16 protein-coding genes and 1 pseudogene are annotated in these 16994 nt (G+C 72.6%); 9 read left to right on the top strand and 8 right to left on the bottom strand.

The genetic code is table 11. The features are described 5' to 3' along the window. Positions 1-46 precede the first annotated feature (46 nt). On the top strand, positions 47-2560 hold the full coding sequence (locus tag VKA29_RS10235; protein WP_324785005.1) for a DEAD/DEAH box helicase: 2514 nt from the start codon (positions 47-49) through the stop codon (positions 2558-2560). 19 nt (positions 2561-2579) lie between these two features. Beyond that, positions 2580-3446 (top strand): acyl-CoA thioesterase II, encoded by an 867-nt coding sequence (locus tag VKA29_RS10230; protein WP_324785004.1) that lies wholly within the window; start codon positions 2580-2582, stop codon positions 3444-3446. Positions 3447-3628: 182 nt separating this feature from the next. Here the strand turns inward: VKA29_RS10230 and VKA29_RS10225 are convergent. The 3 genes and pseudogenes from VKA29_RS10225 to VKA29_RS10215 form a co-directional block, all read right to left on the bottom strand. Continuing rightward, a pseudogene (locus tag VKA29_RS10225) lies at positions 3629-4021 on the bottom strand (ATP-binding cassette domain-containing protein); the annotation flags it as partial. Between the two features lie 162 nt (positions 4022-4183). Continuing rightward, complete coding sequence (locus tag VKA29_RS10220) at positions 4184-4837, bottom strand: ABC transporter substrate-binding protein (RefSeq protein ID WP_324785003.1); 654 nt, start codon at positions 4835-4837, stop codon at positions 4184-4186. Between the two features lie 173 nt (positions 4838-5010). After that, the gene (locus tag VKA29_RS10215) at positions 5011-5424 is read right to left on the bottom strand and encodes a roadblock/LC7 domain-containing protein (protein ID WP_324785002.1); all 414 of its coding nucleotides are present in this window, start codon (positions 5422-5424) and stop codon (positions 5011-5013) included. Between the two features lie 93 nt (positions 5425-5517). Here VKA29_RS10215 and VKA29_RS10210 point away from each other — a divergent pair, with 93 nt between their 5' ends. Further along, on the top strand, positions 5518-5946 hold the full coding sequence (locus VKA29_RS10210) for a PPOX class F420-dependent oxidoreductase (protein WP_324785000.1): 429 nt from the start codon (positions 5518-5520) through the stop codon (positions 5944-5946). Between the two features lie 110 nt (positions 5947-6056). Further along, positions 6057-6656 (top strand): class I SAM-dependent methyltransferase, encoded by a 600-nt coding sequence (locus tag VKA29_RS10205; protein WP_324784998.1) that lies wholly within the window; start codon positions 6057-6059, stop codon positions 6654-6656. Positions 6657-6665: 9 nt separating this feature from the next. On the opposite strand, the gene VKA29_RS10200 is transcribed toward VKA29_RS10205, so the two are convergent. Together VKA29_RS10200 and VKA29_RS10195 are read right to left on the bottom strand one after the other, a co-directional pair. Further along, a complete protein-coding gene (locus tag VKA29_RS10200) occupies positions 6666-6866 on the bottom strand; it encodes a hypothetical protein (RefSeq protein WP_324784997.1) in 201 nt (66 codons plus the stop codon). Further along, entirely contained in the window at positions 6863-7759 is an 897-nt protein-coding gene (locus tag VKA29_RS10195; protein ID WP_324784995.1) for an oxygenase MpaB family protein, read from the bottom strand. Before VKA29_RS10195 ends, VKA29_RS10200 begins: the two co-directional genes overlap by 4 nt. A gap of 553 nt (positions 7760-8312) precedes the next feature. On the opposite strand from VKA29_RS10195, the gene VKA29_RS10190 reads away from it, so the two are divergent. Continuing rightward, on the top strand, positions 8313-9245 hold the full coding sequence (locus VKA29_RS10190) for a hypothetical protein (RefSeq protein ID WP_324784994.1): 933 nt from the start codon (positions 8313-8315) through the stop codon (positions 9243-9245). Positions 9246-9446: 201 nt separating this feature from the next. Continuing rightward, positions 9447-10841 (top strand): tannase/feruloyl esterase family alpha/beta hydrolase, encoded by a 1395-nt coding sequence (locus VKA29_RS10185; RefSeq protein ID WP_324784993.1) that lies wholly within the window; start codon positions 9447-9449, stop codon positions 10839-10841. A 4-nt stretch (positions 10842-10845) separates the two neighbouring features. On the opposite strand, the gene VKA29_RS10180 is transcribed toward VKA29_RS10185, so the two are convergent. From VKA29_RS10180 to xylA, 3 genes are all read right to left on the bottom strand, one after another. Further along, the gene (locus VKA29_RS10180) at positions 10846-11028 is read right to left on the bottom strand and encodes a hypothetical protein (RefSeq protein WP_324784992.1); all 183 of its coding nucleotides are present in this window, start codon (positions 11026-11028) and stop codon (positions 10846-10848) included. Between the two features lie 342 nt (positions 11029-11370). Then, on the bottom strand, positions 11371-11667 hold the full coding sequence (locus VKA29_RS10175; protein WP_324784991.1) for a hypothetical protein: 297 nt from the start codon (positions 11665-11667) through the stop codon (positions 11371-11373). A 428-nt stretch (positions 11668-12095) separates the two neighbouring features. Then, a complete protein-coding gene (gene xylA / locus VKA29_RS10170; protein WP_324784990.1) occupies positions 12096-13262 on the bottom strand; it encodes a xylose isomerase in 1167 nt (388 codons plus the stop codon). 189 nt (positions 13263-13451) lie between these two features. Here xylA and xylB point away from each other — a divergent pair, with 189 nt between their 5' ends. The 3 genes from xylB (at position 13452) to VKA29_RS10155 (ending at position 16975) form a co-directional block, all read left to right on the top strand. Next, the gene (gene xylB, locus VKA29_RS10165; RefSeq protein ID WP_324784989.1) at positions 13452-14897 is read left to right on the top strand and encodes a xylulokinase; all 1446 of its coding nucleotides are present in this window, start codon (positions 13452-13454) and stop codon (positions 14895-14897) included. 12 nt (positions 14898-14909) lie between these two features. Then, complete coding sequence (locus VKA29_RS10160) at positions 14910-16118, top strand: ROK family transcriptional regulator (RefSeq protein WP_324784988.1); 1209 nt, start codon at positions 14910-14912, stop codon at positions 16116-16118. Positions 16119-16375: 257 nt separating this feature from the next. Then, positions 16376-16975, top strand: a complete 600-nt coding sequence (locus VKA29_RS10155) for an N-acetylmuramoyl-L-alanine amidase (protein WP_324784987.1) — start codon at positions 16376-16378, stop codon at positions 16973-16975. Positions 16976-16994: the final 19 nt, after the last annotated feature.

Raw genomic sequence — 16994 nt, 5'->3', positions numbered from 1 at the left:
GGCATCCGATTCCCCTCCGGGGCAGAAGGCCAGGCAAGATGGGTGCGTGACCCTCATCGACCAGCTGCCGCCGACCGCCGACCCCGACGCCCTGTACGAAGCCTTCGAGGCGTGGGCCCAGGAGCGCGGTCTCACGCTCTACCCCCACCAGGAGGAGGCGCTGATCGAGGCGGTCTCCGGCGCCAATGTGATCGTGTCGACGCCCACCGGCTCCGGCAAGAGCATGATCGCGGCGGGGGCGCACTTCGCCGCGCTGGCCCGGGACGAGGTCACCTTCTACACCGCTCCGATCAAGGCGCTCGTGTCGGAGAAGTTCTTCGAGCTGTGCAAGCTGTTCGGCACCGAGAACGTCGGCATGCTGACCGGTGACGCCTCCGTCAACGCCGACGCCCCCGTGATCTGCTGCACCGCGGAGGTGCTCGCGTCGATCGCGCTGCGCGACGGCAAGGACGCGGACGTCGGCCAGGTCGTCATGGACGAGTTCCATTTCTACGCCGAGCCCGACCGCGGCTGGGCCTGGCAGATCCCCCTGCTGGAGCTGCCGCAGGCGCAGTTCATCCTGATGTCCGCCACGCTCGGCGACGTCTCGATGTTCGAGAAGGACCTCACCCGGCGCACCGGCCGGCCGACGTCGGTGGTCCGCTCGGCGACCCGGCCCGTGCCGTTGTCGTACGCGTACCGGTTCACCCCGCTCACCGAGACGCTGACCGAGCTGCTGGAGACCAGGCAGGCGCCGGTCTACATCGTCCACTTCACCCAGGCGCAGGCCGTCGAGCGGGCGCAGGCGCTGATGAGCATCAACATGTGCTCGCGCGAGGAGAAGGACCAGATCGCCGATCTGATCGGCAACTTCCGCTTCACCACCAAGTTCGGCCGCAACCTCTCCCGTTACGTCCGGCACGGCATCGGCGTCCACCACGCCGGCATGCTGCCCAAGTACCGCCGTCTGGTGGAGAAGCTCGCGCAGGCCGGGCTGCTGAAGGTGATCTGCGGTACGGACACCCTCGGCGTGGGCGTCAACGTACCCATCCGCACCGTGCTGTTCACCGCGCTCACCAAGTACGACGGCAACCGCGTCCGCACCCTGCGGGCCCGTGAGTTCCACCAGATCGCGGGCCGCGCCGGACGGGCGGGCTTCGACACGGCGGGCTTCGTCGTCGCGCAGGCGCCCGAGCACGTCATCGAGAACGAGAAGGCGCTCGCCAAGGCCGGCGACGATCCGAAGAAGCGCCGGAAGGTCGTCCGCAAGAAGGCGCCCGAGGGTTTCGTGGGGTGGACGGAGAACACCTTCGACAAGCTCATCGACTCCGATCCGGAGCCGCTGACGTCCCGGTTCCGGGTCACGCACACGATGCTGCTGTCGGTGATCGCCCGTCCGGGCAACGCCTTCGAGGCGATGCGGCATCTGCTGGAGGACAATCACGAGCCGCGCAAGCAGCAGCTGCGGCACATCCGGCGGGCGATCGCGATCTACCGCTCGCTGCTCGACGGCGGCATCGTGGAGAAGCTGGACGAGCCGGACGCCGAGGGGCGCATCGTGCGCCTCACCGTCGACCTGCAGCAGGACTTCGCGCTCAACCAGCCGCTGTCCACCTTCGCGCTCGCCGCGTTCGAGCTGCTGGACCCGGAGTCGCCTTCGTACGCCCTGGACATGGTCTCGGTCGTCGAATCGACGCTGGACGACCCCCGGCAGATCCTGGCCGCCCAGCAGAACAAGGCGCGCGGCGAGGCGGTGGCCGCGATGAAGGCCGACGGCGTCGAGTACGAGGAGCGCATGGAGCGCCTCCAGGACATCACCTACCCGAAGCCCCTGGAGGAGCTGCTCTTCCACGCCTACAACACCTACCGCAAGAGCCACCCCTGGGTGGGCGATCACCCGCTGTCGCCGAAGTCGGTCGTCCGCGACATGTACGAACGGGCGCTTTCCTTCACCGAGTTGGTGTCCCTCTACGAGCTGGCCCGCACCGAGGGCATCGTGCTGCGCTACCTCGCCGGCGCCTACAAGGCACTGGACCACACCATCCCGGACGACCTGAAGTCCGAGGATCTCCAGGACCTGATCGAGTGGCTCGGCGAGACGGTCCGCCAGGTCGACTCCAGCCTGCTGGACGAGTGGGAGCAGCTCGCCAATCCGGAGGAGATGACGGCGGAGGAGGCCCAGGAGAAGGCCGACGAGGTCAAGCCGGTCACCACCAACGCGCGTGCCTTCCGGGTGCTGGTCCGCAACGCCCTGTTCCGCCGGGTGGAACTCGCGGCCCTGGACCAGGTCGAGGAACTGGGCGAGATGGACGCCGAGGCCGGCTGGGACGCCGACGCCTGGGGCGAGGCGATGGACAAGTACTGGGACGAGTACGAGGAGCTCGGCACCGGCCCCGACGCCCGGGGTCCCAAGCTGCTGGTCATCCAGGAGGAACCGGACAACCGCCTGTGGCGCGTCCGGCAGATCTTCGACGACCCGAACGGCGACCACGACTGGGGCATCAGCGCGGAGATCGACCTCACGGCCTCCGACGCGGAGGGCCGCGCGGTGGTCCGCGTCACCGACGTCGGCCAGCTGTGAACCAAGGAGACTCCCCCGCATGACGAACCCGGCCGACAGACTGGTCGACCTCCTCGACCTGGAGCAGATCCAGGTCGACATCTTCCGTGGCCGCAGTCCCCAGGAGTCCCTGCAGCGGGTCTTCGGCGGCCAGGTGGCGGGCCAGGCGCTGGTCGCCGCGGGCCGCACCACGGACGGCGACCGTCCGGTGCACTCGCTGCACGCGTACTTCCTGCGCCCGGGCCGGCCGGGGGTGCCGATCGTCTACCAGGTCGAGCGGATCCGGGACGGCAGGTCGTTCACGACCCGCCGGGTCACCGCCGTGCAGCAGGGCCGCACGATCTTCGTTCTCACCGCCTCCTTCCACCGGCCGGAGGAAGGTCCGTTCGAGCACCAGTTGCCGCCGGCCCGGAAGGTCCCCGATCCGGAGTCCCTGCCGACCGTCATGGAAGAGGTCCGGGCGCATCTGGGCGCGCTGCCGGAGCAGTTGGAGCGGATGGCGCGCCGGCAGCCCTTCGACATCCGTTACGCCGACCGGCTGCGCTGGAGCGCTGAGGAGGTCAAGGGCGCCGAGCCGCGCAGTGCCGTGTGGATGCGCGCGGTCGGACCGCTGGGCGACGACCCGCTCGTGCACACCTGCGCGCTGACCTACGCCAGCGACATGACCCTGCTGGACGCCGTCCGCCTCCCGGTCGAACCCCTGTGGGGTCGGCGCAACTTCGACATGGCGTCGCTGGACCACGCCATGTGGTTCCACCGGCCGTTCCGCGCGGACGAGTGGTTCCTGTACGACCAGGAGTCACCGATCGCGACAGGCGGACGCGGCCTGGCCCGCGGGCGCATCTACGACGTGGAGGGGCGGCTGCTGGTGTCCGTGGTGCAGGAAGGGCTCTTCAGGGCGCTGTAGCCCTCGTGGACGGCTGCGTGCCGTGCGCCCGCTTCGTGCGCCCGCGCCGGGTGGTGCCGTGATGCGCCACCTGACCCACCTGACCCACGTGGCCGCGGGGCGGCGGGGCGGCACCACGGGGCCGTGAACGACAGCCGGCACCACGTGACCGTGGCCGACGGGCCGGACCACGGGGCGGTCGCTCATTTCGGCCCTCCCGGCGGAGCGCCTCGCACCGCCCGTCCCACCTCCGTGCGCAGCGCCACGAAACCGGGAGAGCTGCGCGTGGTGATCTGGTCCCGCTCGCCCGGCAGGGCGACCGGCAGGTCCCGCACGACACGGGAGCCGGGGCCGGGGCCGGGGCCGGGGCCGGGAGAGAGGACCACGCCACGGTCTCCCACGTACACGCTCTCGTCGATGTCGTGGGTGACGAACACGATGGTCGTGTCGTCGGCGCGGTGGACCTCGAGCAGCAGGTCCTCCAGATCCTCGCGGGTGCCGGCGTCCAGCGAGCCGAACGGCTCGTCCATGAGCAGCAGCGAGGGCCGGCAGACGAGGGCACGGGCGATGGCGACGCGCTGCTGCATGCCGCCAGCAGGAACTCCTGACGTCCTGTCATTTCACCAGCAGGGGTGCCGGTTCGATGTCCTTGCTCAGCAGTCCCTGGGTGCGCATGAGCCGGATGAGCCGGCGCAGGACGGACGGATCGGCGGTCCGTGGATAGGTCGGCAGATGGATCGACTTGGCCTGGTCCGCGGTCAGAAGTCGGCCGTGGTGACGTATCCGCTGGCGGGCAGGCCCCTCGCCGGTCCCGAACCGCCGTCGAGCAGCACCCTCGCGCCCATTTCGCCCTGGACGGCCGTGCCGAACGGCTCGACCGCGTGCACGGCGTCCGCCCGGCCCCTCTGCAGAGCGGGGCCCATCTGCGGGAACAGGATCTGCCGGTAGACGGGCCGCCCGGCGCGCCGGGCGTCGAGGATCGCGTTCAGGGTCAGGGACTGGATGTTGTTCAGCACGGCGACGGCGACCTTCTTGCCGGCGAGGTCCGCGGGCGACTTCAGGGCGGAGCCCTCGGGCACGAGGATGTCCATCATGTGCGGGGAGATGCGCACGCCCTCGGCGAGGATGCGCAGGTCCAGGGTGCCCTTCTCGTGCGCCTGGAAGTAGGTGACGTAGTTCGCGCTCGCGATGACGTCCACCTGGCCCTTGAGCAGCGCGGGCAGCGCCTGGATGCTCTGCTGCACGGGCTGGATGCGCACGTCCAGGCCCGCTTCGGCGAACAGCCCGCGGTCCCGGGCCAGATAGAGTGCGGCGGAGTCGGTGAGCGGCAGTGCCGCCACGGTCACCCGCGGTCGGCCGCCACCGGAGTGCGGTGTGCCGCCGCTGTCACAGCCCACCAGGATCAGCGCCACGGTGGCGACAAGCGCGGCGAGGCGTTTGGTTCCCGAACGTGATCGATGTAAAGGCATGTCGGCACGACTACCCTCAATTCTGTCATGATCGCTACAGATATGGGGGTGGTTTCCGGGCCTTCGCATACGTCGGACACCTGGGAACACCCTCGTGCCCTTGTGGAGTCCTCCGGTCAGATGTCCTCGGGCGAGTTCCGCCCCGGCTGCCGGGCCTCCACGCCGAGGTGCTCGCCGACCCGGTTGACGAGGAGGGTCATCTCGTAGGCTATCTGGCCGATGTCGGCGTCCGCGGCGCTGAGTACGCACAGGCAGCTTCCCGTGCCGGCCGCGGTGACGAACAGCACCGCGTCGTCGAACTCGACCATCGTCTGGCGGACTCTGCCCGCGCCGAAGTGCCGTCCCGAGCCCTTGGCCAGGCTGTGCAGTCCGGACGAGACGGCCGCGAGATGCTCGGCGTCCTCGCGTCGCAGCCCGGTGCTGGCTCCCGTCACCAGCCCGTCGTTGGACAGGACCAAGGCGTGCCGTACCTGATCGACGCGCTCGGTCAGATCGTCCAGGAGCCAGCCAAGTCCCTGGTTCTGCACCATGTTTCGGTCTCCCCGTGTGACGACTCCCCCCGGCCGGAGGATCTGCTCGCCAGCCTTCCCCACGTCCGGTCGCCGGGCAAGGAGGATGGGGGCATGGCACAGAAGATGACCGATGAGGAATGGCGGGCGTTCGTCTCGGACGGCACCCGCACCGGCAAACTCTCGACCGTACGGGCCGATGGGAGCCCGCACGTGGCGCCGATCTGGTTCCTGCTGGACGGCGACGAACTGGTCTTCAACACCGGCAAGGAGACCGTCAAGGGGCGCAATCTGGCCCGTGACGGGCGAGTCGCGCTGTGCGTGGACGACGACCGGCCGCCCTTCCACTTCGTCGTGCTGAACGGCCGCGCCCGGCTGTCGGAGGACCTCGACGAGGTGCGGCTGTGGGCCACCCGCATCGCGGCCCGGTACATGGGTGAGGAGCGGGCCGGGGAGTACGGCGCCCGCAACGGCGTTCCCGGCGAACTCCTCGTCCGCGTCACCGTCGACAAGGTGGTGGCGGTGCGGGATCTGGCCGACTGAGTTCCGGCCCGGCCGACGGCCGCCGGTGAGCAGCCGGGAGGACGCCTGCCGCCCCGCTGCCGAGCGTGTGCGCAGCGGCGGCGGACCGCGGGTGCGGGATCATGCGCGGCATGAGCGACGATCACACGCACGTCCAGGAGTTCTTCACCGCCCGCGCCGCCGACTGGGACAGCCGTTTCCCGGACGACGGCCCGGCCTATGCGGCCGCGGTGGCCGCCCTCGAACTGCCCGAGGGGTGCCGCGTGCTGGACGCGGGCTGCGGCACGGGGCGCGCCCTGCCGCCGCTGCGGGCGGCCGTGGGCCCATCGGGGGTGGTGGTGGGGGCCGACCTGACCCCGGCCATGCTGCAGGCCGCCGTACGGGCCGGACGTGACCGGGACGGGCGGTTGCTGCTGGCCGACGTCACCGCGCTGCCGTTGCGGTCCGAGTCGCTGGACGCGGTGTTCGCGGCCGGCCTGATCGCGCACCTGCCCGACCCGGCGCGGAACCTGCGGGAGCTGTTCCGGGTATTGCGGCCCGGCGGCACGCTGGCGCTGTTCCACCCGATCGGCAGAGCGGCGCTCGCCGCGCGCCAGGGCCGCCGGCTCACCCCGGACGACTTGCGCGCGGAGGACAATCTCCGTCCCCTGCTGGCCGGTTCCGGCTTCCGCCTGACCTCGTACGTCGACGAGGACGCCCGCTTCCTGGCGCTGGCGGCACGCGAAGGATGACCCCGGTGCTCAGCGGCGGGCGGCGACCGCCGCCGCGAAGGCGCCGGGGTTGTCGAACCTGACGTCCTGCCCCGCGCCCGGCCTGAGGGGCGCGAGCACGACGGCCACGGCGCCGCCCCTGTCGGGCTCGATCACCTCGGCGCCGGTGGCCTCCGCCGCGTCCAGGGCGGCGGAGGCCGACGTGGTCCTCGCTGGTGCGACCGGAGTCACTCGGCGGCCGATGAGTCCAGGTGCCGCACGGGGCACCCGCGCACGCCGGGGACCGGGCGGGTGCCCAGTTCGTCCAGGCGGTAGCCGTTCGGGTAGCCCTTGACCTCCCGGTTCTGGCGCGCGTGGTGCGGTGCTCGGCGCGGCGGCAGCAGGCGCACCAGGCGGCCACGCGCGCGAACCGCGCGCCGCACCAGCGCGCGGGTGACCGGATGCGGGGCCGGGTAGCGGAAGGCGCGCAGCAGCGACTCGTCGAGCAGAGCCAGCGTCGAGGCGCGCAGCACGGGCGCCAGCGGGCGCGGGTACCAGGAGGCCATCAGGTCGAGCGTGGCGTCGGAGACCCGCCGCGCGCCCTCGTCCCAGTCGAAGTGCGCCTCCTCGTAGGCGTCCAGGCAGGTCTCGAACTCCTCGTAGGACCCCGGAATGTCCTTGATGCCCATGTGGCGGCCCAGGGTGTTGTAGTGGACGCTCGCCGCGACGGTCTCGTGGCGCGAGAACCTGCGCCAGCCGTAGGCGTCGATCCACCGCTTGGGCATGACGACGAACGTGGACAGCACGTACCGCATGTCGTCGTTGCTGATGTCGTAGCTGCGGTGCATCTGGTTGATGCGGCGGATCGCGGTGCGGCCCTCCCCGCTGCCGAATCCGTGCTCGACGACGGCGTCGAGGAGCAGGCTGGTGTCGTCGTAGCGCTTCTGCGCCCGATCCGTGAGTTCGGCCGTCTCGGCGAGGAGCCGGCCGATGCTGGGGACCGCGTACGTGCGGTAGAGGGCCAGTTCGAGGGAGCGGGTGAAGTCCCACGGGAACTCGTACGCCGAACTGAGCCGGTAGATCTCGGACGCGTCTTCGTACGGGTCCATCCGCCGGATCTGCTCCAGCCGCTCGAACCGCTTCACCGCGCGCTCCTTCTTCCGCCGCCGGGACTCCAACTCTACGGTGCGGCAAGGGACGTGGACGATCCGAGGGGACGGCGCCGGGGCAGAAGGCGGTCGGCGTGTTCGGCGGGTGCGCGGCTCCGGGGCCGGGTTCCCCGGCCGCGGCTCCGGGGCCGGGTTTCCCGGCCTGGTCCGCGCGGGTGCGAACGCCGCCCGGCCAAACGTACACACAATCTCCTCGAAGCCGCCGCCGGGTGTGCCGCGGCCCGCGCGGAGGACGACCGGGCCCCTGCGGCGGGCGGCCGGCAGCCTGTCTCCGCAAGCGCTGTCCTTCCGGGTCAGCGAGCCGACGGGCCGGGCCACCGGCTCGCTCGCGCGGGAGCGCGAGGAGTCGCCGGGCGCCGTCGCCCGGGCGTTCCCGGGGCCCCGGCGGCCCGTCGTATGGGTCGACGAGTGGTCGATTCGCCCCCGTCCAGCCGGAAAACTGCAGCTCCGGGTGGCCGGGGAGTCGTGACAAGCGCCTTCCGCTCGGATTAGGGTGCGCGCCGTTGGACGAACCGATGGGGAGGCTGGGATGGCCGGGACGGACGAGGACGCCGTCGCCGCCGCGGACGACGCGCTCTATGTGCTCACGGCGGTGCTGCTGACGCCGGCGAAGTTCCCGAGCGTGCTGGGCGACGACTACCCGGAGGCCTGTGCGGCGCTCGGCCTTGCGCCGCTGGCCGACGGATACGGTCTGGTGCTCGGCCAGGACGGCGCGGGCGCCCGCTGGACCGTCGTCGTCGACGACGTCTCCCTGGTCGCCGTCGCCATCGCGTCCTGGGACTGCGGCATGGAGTACGACCTGTCGCCCGACGAGCGCTCGGTCGTCGCCGCCCTGCCCGGCTGGCCGCTCGCGGTCGCCGTCGCGGCCCCCGGCGTGCCCGACCCGCACGATCCGGACCCGGAGGTCGCCGAGCGGGCTCCGCTGTCGCCGCCGGACACCTCCACGTGGGGACCGGCCCAGCGCCGGCTCGGGGCCGACGAGATCGCGCTGCAGTGGGCGCTGTGGCGGGAGCAGATCGACGACTCCGAGTTCCCGTCGGCGCCGGACGCCTCGAAGCCCTCCGAGGGCTCGAAGCCCTCTGGAGACGCGGACCCCTCCGAGGGCTCGGAGTCCTCCGGAGGCGAGGAGTCCTCCGAGGGGGCCGGCGGGGCGGCGGGTGCGGCGCGGGTGAGGAAGGCGGAGGGGAGCGCGGGCTCCAGCAGGATCCGGCGCGTCCTCGCGGAGGCACGCGCGTACCTGGACACGCCCCCGCCGCTGGGCCGCGTCCGGTCGTCCTTCGCCCCGGGCGACGCGCGGACCCTGCGCGCCGACGGTCCCGGCTGGTCGCTCGTCGCCAGGACCGACGACATCGCGTTCGTGCTGCTCGACGAGGAGCCGGGTGAGGTGCTGCCGGTGGGCAGGGGGCCGGAACTGCCGGGTCTGCTGGAGGCACTCGACAAGATGGCAGTCCGTCCCAGCTGAACCCCCGCGCCGGTCCGCGGACGCACCCCCGACCCTCACTTTCACCCCTCACTTCCACCCCTGTCTTCGATCCCCATGTGACGAGGCCGTTCCATGTGGCCCCAGCCCATGGATGCCGCCTACGCCTGACAGCACCATGAGGCAGCCCCCGGCGCCCTGTTCCCACCGGTCGCCTTTCCTTCCACCTGCCTGGAGGCTGCCATGCGTCCGTCCCGTCATGTCCCGTCCGTCGTCGCCGCGCTCGCGGCGGCGACCCTCACCTGGCCGCTCTCCGCCTCGGCCGCGGGAGCCGACGACGTGGGGCACTGCGCACGGCAGGCGCGGGTCGACGTGCCGGGTGCGGCCTTCCAGCAGAGCACCTGTCTGCCCGACCTGACGACGGCCGGGCTCGCCGGCACGCAGTACACCGACATGGCCGACCAGGCCGGGCTGACGGCCAAGGCGACCCCCAAGCCCTCGGGGGTGCCCGGGGTGCAGATCGACGGCTACTTCCCGGACTCCTCGCACTTCAACGCCACTCACGGCTGGCGCCACGACGCCCAGTTCGTCATCAGACTGCCGGACCACTGGAACGGCGGTCTGGTGGTCACCGGCGCGCCCGGCACGCGCAAGCAGTACGCGACCGACACCGCGATCTCCGACCTGGTCCTCGCCCAGGGGTACGCGTACGCGGCGACCGACAAGGGCAACAACGGGGTCGACTTCTACCGCGACGGCACCCGGCCCGGTGACGCGGTCGCCGAGTGGAACGCGCGGACCACCCAGCTCACCCGGGCCGCCAAGCGTGCCGTGGCCCAGCGGTACGGCCACGCCCCGCGCCGTACGTACATGACCGGCATGTCCAACGGCGGCTACCTCACCCGCTGGCAGCTGGAGAACCACCCGGAGCTGTACGACGGCGGCGTGGACTGGGAGGGCGCCCTGTGGACCGAGGACGGTCCCAGCCTGCTCACCTCACTGCCGGCCGCCGTGGCGCGCACGCTGGGAGCGGCCCGGGACGAGGACCTCTACGCGGTGGGATTCGCGCGCGGCTCCGAGTTCCTGTGGCCGTACCACGAGAAGGCCTACTGGGGGCTCACGCAGAAGATCTACCGTGCGGAGTTCGACCCGGGCTACGACCCCGCATGCCCCGGCCCCTCGGCCGGGACCACCACGGAGCAGATCCTGGCGCCGTGCGCCTCCGACACGGCGTACGACTTCGTGTCGCGGCCCGCGTCCGTCCATCGCGCCGTGGCACGGGTTTCGCTGACCGGGCGCATCGGCAAGCCGCTGATCACGCTGCACGGCGACCTGGACGCGCTGCTGCCCGCGGCCGCCGACTCCGACGTGTACGCGCGCATGGTCGACGGGAACGGACGCGGCCTCCTGCACCGCTACTACACGATCCAGGGCGGCACGCACGTCGACGGCCTGTACGACACCTACCCGGACCGGTTGCGGCCGATCCTGCCCTGCTACCGGTCGGCCTTCGACGCGCTGGTGTCGTGGGTGGAACGAGGTACGGAGCCGCCCGCGGACCACACCGTGGCCAGGCCCGCGGACGGCGACGTGGTCGGCTCCTGCGCCCTGTCCGACCGGGCCGCTTCCGCGCGTTAGCGCCTCAGCGGCCGACCTCCTTGCGGGTGACGCGGCGCAGCCGCCGCCGCTGCGAGGGGTCCAGGGCGAGGTAGGCGGCGGCCGGGACTCCCAGGACTATCAGAAGCGCGGCCCACCAGGGCAGCCAGATCAGCAGGATCAGCCCTGCCGCCACGCCTCCTGCGGCGATCTTCGCGTTCTTCGACATGTGCGTCGCCTCCTTCGCGGCCACTGCCGCTCTCTGTCGTAAAAACGGGTCCGCGCTTCCCGCGGTTCCGCATCGCGACCCTGATACGTCCCTGAGTCACGACCCCGACGCATCCCTGAGACCCGGAAGACGCCCCGCTCCGCCGGTGACGGCGACGTGCTCGGGTGCCCGACGCCCCGAGTTCACCGGACGGTCGGAGCGCTCTGGTCACCGGGCGATGTCGCCGCCGCGGGCGTCCCGGTGCCCGGCAAGGAGCTCGTCGACGACGGCTTCGGGATGACGGACGGCGCGGGCGCGTTCGACGGGCGACGTGCCTCACGCGCGCGGCGCCCCCACGGGCGGCTACGGAAGTTCCCCGCCCGCCGGGGAGGGGATCAGCGACTCCAGTTCGCTCGGGATGCCGCTCGGCAGCCCGCTCGGCAGCCGGGACGGCAGCGCGGTGGGCAGCCGCGACGGCAGCCCGCTGGGCAGCTCGCTCGGCAGTCCCGACGGGACGTTCAGGGACGGCGAGGGCGTGCGGCCGCCGCTCGCGCCGTCCCCGGCGGGCTTCCCGCCAGGCGAGTCGCCGCTGCCCGAGGAGACCGACAGCAGCACGACCACGGCGACGGCCACCGCCGCCACGAGGCCGACGAGCAGCACGAAGACCGGCCTCGGGCGCCGCCCCGGCCCGGAGGGCGCGGGCGGGCCGAAGGGAGCTGACGGACCGGACGGCGTAGGTGGGCCGGGCGAACCGGACGGCGTAGGTGGGCCGGGCGAACCGGACGGCGTAGGTGGGCCGGGCGGACCGGACGGCGTGGGCGGGCCGGGCGGCTGAGGCGGTACGGGCGGGATGGCCATGCCGACCAGCGTCGCCCGCGTCCGACGACGAGACGGCCCCCGCGCGGAAGCCGGTACGGCCCCATGCCATGGACGGCACGATTCCGCGGCATTGTCCGCGCGGCGGGCGGGCACGACGCGTGCCCGTGCGCGCACCGGTGATCCCGGGTACGCGGCGTCTGTGCCCGTGCGCATCGGCGGTCGAGCACGCGCGTGCCCGCTCGGGGCGCGCACGCCCGCGTGCGGGTGCTTCAGCCGCGCGCCCCCAGCAGGTGGTCCATCGCCAGCTGGTCGAGCTGCTCGAAGGCCATGCCGCGCGCGGCGGCCGCCTCCACGTCGAACTCCTCGAAGGCGCCGCGGTCCGCGAGCAGCGCCTGCAGCCCGTCCGCCGCGGTCGGCTGCGCGAGCTGGTCCAGGCGCGACGCGCGCAGCGCCTCCTGCACCTCCGGGTCGGCCCGGAAGGCGGCCGAACGCTCCTTGAGGATGAGGTAGTTGCGCATGCAGCCCGCGGCCGATGCCCACACGCCGTCGAAGTCCTCGGTCCGCGGCGGCTTGAAGTCGAAGTGGCGGGGACCGTCGTAACCGGCGCTCTCCAGGAGGTCGACGAGCCAGAAGGCGGCGCGCAGGTCGCCGGCGCCGAAGCGGAGGTCCTGGTCGTACTTGATGCCGGACTGACCGTTGAGGTCGATGTGGAAGAGCTTTCCGGCCCACAGCGCCTGGGCGATGCCGTGCGGGAAGTTCAGCCCGGCCATCTGCTCGTGGCCGACCTCGGGGTTGACGCCGTACAGCTCCGGCCGCTCCAGGCGCTCGATGAACGCGAGGGCGTGGCCGACGGTGGGCAGCAGGATGTCGCCGCGCGGCTCGTTGGGCTTGGGCTCGATGGCGAAGCGCAGGTCGTAGCCCTGGGACGTGACGTACTCGCCGAGGAGGTCGAAGGCCTCCTTCATGCGGTCCAGGGCGACGCGCACGTCCTTGGCGCCACCGGACTCGGCGCCCTCGCGGCCGCCCCAGGCGACGTACGTCTTCGCGCCCAGCTCGACCGCGAGGTCGATGTTGCGGATGGTCTTGCGCAGCGCGTAGCGGCGCACGTCACGGTCGTTGGCGGTGAACGAGCCGTCCTTGAAGACGGGGTGCGTGAAGAGGTTCGTGGTGGCCATCGGCACGGTCATGCCGGTCGTGTCGAGAGCCTGGCGGAAGCGCTTGATGTGCGACTCGCGCTCGGTGTCGGAGGACCCGAAGGGGATCAGGTCGTCGTCGTGGAAGGTGACGCCGTAGGCGCCGAGCTCGGCCAGGCGCTGCACCGTCTCGACGGGGTCGAGGGCACGCCGCGTGGCGTCGCCGAACGGGTCCCTTCCCTGCCAGCCGACGGTCCACAGGCCGAAGGTGAACCTGTCCTCGGGGGTGGGCCGGTAGTTCATGCCGCGGCTCCTTGCTCGCTTGCGACTATTTCGTCATGGCGGTTTACAAATTAGTATGCGGACGCATCCCTGGGAAGGGACACGGGGTACCCGAAGAGGTGATGTCTGGGTGATCACCACCCGGACGCCCTCCAAACAGCGGGTCGGAGCAGCAGGTCAGAGCCGCGGAGCCGCGGAAAGAGGGAGAGCATGCCAGCAGCCGAGGGTCCGCTCGTGGTCGGCGTGGACTCGTCCACCCAGTCCACCAAGGCGCTCGTCGTCGACGCGGCCACCGGGCAGGTCGTCGCGAGCGGCCAGGCACCGCACACCGTGTCCTCGGGCGCCGGCCGCGAGAGCGACCCGCGTCAGTGGTGGGACGCGCTGTGCGAGGCCCTGCGCCGGTGCGGCGACGCGGCGCACGAGGCCGCCGCGGTGTCGATCGGCGGGCAGCAGCACGGCCTGGTCACGCTGGACGACCGGGGTGAGCCGGTCCGCCCGGCCCTGCTGTGGAACGACGTGCGCTCCGCGCCGCAGGCCCGCCGGCTCGTGGAGGAGCTGGGCGGGCCGAAGGCCTGGGCCGAGCGCACGGGGAGCGTGCCCGGTGCCTCCTTCACCGTGACGAAGTGGGCCTGGCTCGCCGAGCACGAACCGGAGGCGGTCCGGGCGACCAGGGCGGTCCGCCTGCCGCACGACTACCTGACCGAACGCCTCACCGGGCAGGGCACGACCGACCGCGGCGACGCGTCCGGGACCGGCTGGTGGGCTTCGGGGACGGAGTCGTACGACGAGGAGACCCTCGCGCACGTGGGGCTCGATCCCGCGCTGCTGCCCCGTGTGGTGCGGCCCGGCGAGGTGGCGGGCACCGTGCGCGACAGCCACGATCTGCCGTTCGCCAAGGGCACCCTGGTCGCCCCCGGCACCGGCGACAACGCCGCCGCCGCGCTCGGCCTCGGACTGCGTCCCGGCACGCCGGTCATGAGTCTCGGCACCTCCGGCACGGTGTACGCGGTGTCGGCGAACCGGCCCGCCGACCAGACGGGCACCGTGGCGGGCTTCGCCGACGCCCGGGGCGACTGGCTGCCGCTGGCCTGCACGCTGAACTGCACGCTCGCCGTCGACCGGATCGCGTCCCTGCTGGGCCTGGACCGCGAGGCCGTGGAGCCCTCCGCCGGCGTCACCCTCCTGCCCTACCTGGACGGCGAGCGCACCCCGAACCGGCCGAACGCCTCCGGCCTGCTGCACGGGCTGCGCCACGACACGACCGCCGGCCAGCTCCTGCAGGCCGCCTACGACGGCGCGGTGCACGCCCTGCTCGGGGCGCTCGACCTGGTCCTCGACGAGGACGCGGACCGCTCGGCCCCGCTGCTGCTGATCGGCGGGGGCGCCCGGGGTGCGGCCTGGCAGCGGACGGTACGCCGCCTCTCGGGTCGCCCGGTCCAGGTCCCCGAGGCCAAGGAGCTGGTGGCGCTGGGCGCCGCCGCCCAGGCGGCGGGCCTGCTGACCGGCGAGGACCCGGCCGCCGTCGCCCGGCGCTGGAACACGGCCGCGGGCCCCGTGCTCGACGCAGTGGAGCGGGACGAGACGACGCTGGCCAGGATCTCCGGGGTACTCTCCGACGCGGCCCCGCTGCTGGAGCGGGGCACCGGCGCTCACTGAGGACACGGAGGCATGAACGCACCCCTGCACGAGGCCCGCCCGGCCGGACCGGGGCGGGCGCTGCCCGACACCCAGCAGGGCATGCGCCGCCGCAACCTCGCCCGGGTGATGCACACCGTCAGCGCCGAGGGCCCGCTCTCCCGTGCCGCCGTCGCCTCGCGCATCGGGCTGACCCGGGCGGCCGTGTCCACCCTCGTGGACGAGCTGATACGCACCGGCCTGCTGGAGGAGCTGGGCCCCGAGCGGCCCGGCCGGGTGGGCCGGCCCGGTTCGGCACTGGCCGTCAGCGGACGCGGCCCGGCCGGGATCGGCGCCGAGGTCGGCGTCGACCACCTGGCGGTCTGCGCGGTCGACCTGCGCGGTCGGGTACGGTCCCGGGCCGTGCGCCACGGCGCGAACCGCGGCCGCGCCCCCGAGCCGGTGATCGCGGAGCTCACCGGTCTGGTGCGCCGGGTGGCCGCCGAGGCGGAGCGGGAGGGCCTGTGGCCGGCCGGGCTCGCGGTGGCCGTGCCGGGTCTGGTGGCCCGCGACGCCCGGACCGTCGTCCGCGCCCCGAACCTCGAGTGGCACGACACCGACCTCGGGCCCCTGTTGCCGGCCGACATCCCGCTGACGGTCGACAACGAGGCCAACTTCGGCGCCCTGGCGGAACTCTGGCTGGGCGAGGGCACTCCGCGCGATTTCCTGCACGTGTCGGCGGAGATCGGCATCGGTGCCGCGGTCGTCGTGGCCGGGGGGCTGCTGCGCGGAACGCGCGGCTTCGCGGGCGAGCTGGGCCATGTACCGGTGCGTCCGGAGGGACCCGCCTGCCCGTGCGGCGGGCGCGGGTGCCTGGAGCAGTACGCCGGCGAGGAGGCGGTGCTGCGCGCGGCCGGGCTGGAGCCGGGCGAGGACCGGGTGGGGCTGCTGGCGCACCGGGCCGCGGAGGGCGACGAGGCCGTACGGCGCGCGCTGCGCGACGCCGGCACGGCGCTCGGCATAGCCCTGACCGGCGCGGTCAATCTGCTCGACCCCGAGAGCGTGGTCCTGGGCGGCGCGCTGGCCGCGCTGGCCCCCTGGCTGCTGCCGTCCCTGGAGGCGGAGCTGGCCCGCCGGACCGCGGGACCGGCCTGCCCGGTGTCGGTGTCACGGCTGGGCCCGGAGGGACCGCTGCTCGGCGCCGCGCACTCGGTGGTACGGGCCGTACTGGACGACCCGGCGTCCGTGGCCGCACGGGCCTGATTCCCCGCGCACCGCCCCTTGTGACGTGCCGTCGGCCACTCGCGCGGGTGACCGAGATATCCACAATTGCGCCGTTGTCCACCGAACCAGGCATCATCCTTCTGCCCAACCGGTGTGCGCCGTACCGTGATGCACGCGAGCCGCATCCGACGGCGGACCGCGCGCATCTCAACCAGTGCACGGCAAGAGACGTCAAGAGACGACAAGAGACGACAAGAGACGACAAGGGACGACAAGGGACCGAGAGGCAGGACTCCATGGAAAGCACCAGACCTGACGGCACCAGGCGGCGGTTCCTCAAGGGCGCCGCGCTGGCCGCCGTCCCGTACGCGTTACTCCCCGGCACGCGGGCCGGGGCCGCCCCCCAGGCCGTCGACTACCCGCCCGCCGAATGGCAGCCGGCGAGCACCTCCAACTACACGGTGTCGAACCGGCCGGCCGATCACCCCCTCGACTACGTCGTCATCCACGTCACACAGACGACCTACGCCGACGCCCTGGCCATCTTCCAGAACCCGGACAAGAAGGTGTCCGCCCACTACGTGGTGCGCTCGGCCGACGGGCAGGTGGCCCAGTGCGTCCGCGAGGCCGACATCGCCTGGCACGCGGGGAACTGGGACTACAACACACGCAGCATCGGCATCGAGCACGAGGGCTGGGTCGACCAGCCCGCCTGGTTCACCGACGCCCTGTACGAGCGGTCGGCCGCGCTCACCGCCGCGATCTGCACCAAGTACGGCATTCCCAAGGACCGGGCACACATCATCGGGCACTACGAGGTACCGGGGACGGACCACACGGACCCGGGCCCGAACTGGGACTGGACACGGTACATAAGACTCGTCAATTTCGCCTGATGTCCAGGGGCGGCACCAC

It is taken from the genome of Streptomyces sp. H51 (assembly GCF_035656535.1).
GTDB lineage: Bacteria > Actinomycetota > Actinomycetes > Streptomycetales > Streptomycetaceae > Streptomyces.
This window is presented reverse-complemented; position numbering and strand designations above follow the sequence as displayed.

Bases quoted from the DNA above. Each gene is read 5' to 3' on its own strand.
- xylB (WP_324784989.1), top strand. From the start codon at position 13,452: ATGCCAGCAGCCGAGGGTCCGCTCGTGGTCGGCGTGGACTCGTCCACC.
- VKA29_RS10210 (WP_324785000.1), top strand. From the start codon at position 5,518: ATGGCACAGAAGATGACCGATGAGGAATGGCGGGCGTTCGTCTCGGAC.
- VKA29_RS10155 (WP_324784987.1), top strand. From the start codon at position 16,376: ATGGAAAGCACCAGACCTGACGGCACCAGGCGGCGGTTCCTCAAGGGC.
- VKA29_RS10230 (WP_324785004.1), top strand. From the start codon at position 2,580: ATGACGAACCCGGCCGACAGACTGGTCGACCTCCTCGACCTGGAGCAG.
- VKA29_RS10185 (WP_324784993.1), top strand. From the start codon at position 9,447: ATGCGTCCGTCCCGTCATGTCCCGTCCGTCGTCGCCGCGCTCGCGGCG.
- xylA (WP_324784990.1), bottom strand. From the start codon at position 13,262: ATGAACTACCGGCCCACCCCCGAGGACAGGTTCACCTTCGGCCTGTGG.
- VKA29_RS10205 (WP_324784998.1), top strand. From the start codon at position 6,057: ATGAGCGACGATCACACGCACGTCCAGGAGTTCTTCACCGCCCGCGCC.
- VKA29_RS10160 (WP_324784988.1), top strand. From the start codon at position 14,910: ATGAACGCACCCCTGCACGAGGCCCGCCCGGCCGGACCGGGGCGGGCG.
- VKA29_RS10215 (WP_324785002.1), bottom strand. From the start codon at position 5,424: ATGGTGCAGAACCAGGGACTTGGCTGGCTCCTGGACGATCTGACCGAG.
- VKA29_RS10180 (WP_324784992.1), bottom strand. From the start codon at position 11,028: ATGTCGAAGAACGCGAAGATCGCCGCAGGAGGCGTGGCGGCAGGGCTG.
- VKA29_RS10190 (WP_324784994.1), top strand. From the start codon at position 8,313: ATGGCCGGGACGGACGAGGACGCCGTCGCCGCCGCGGACGACGCGCTC.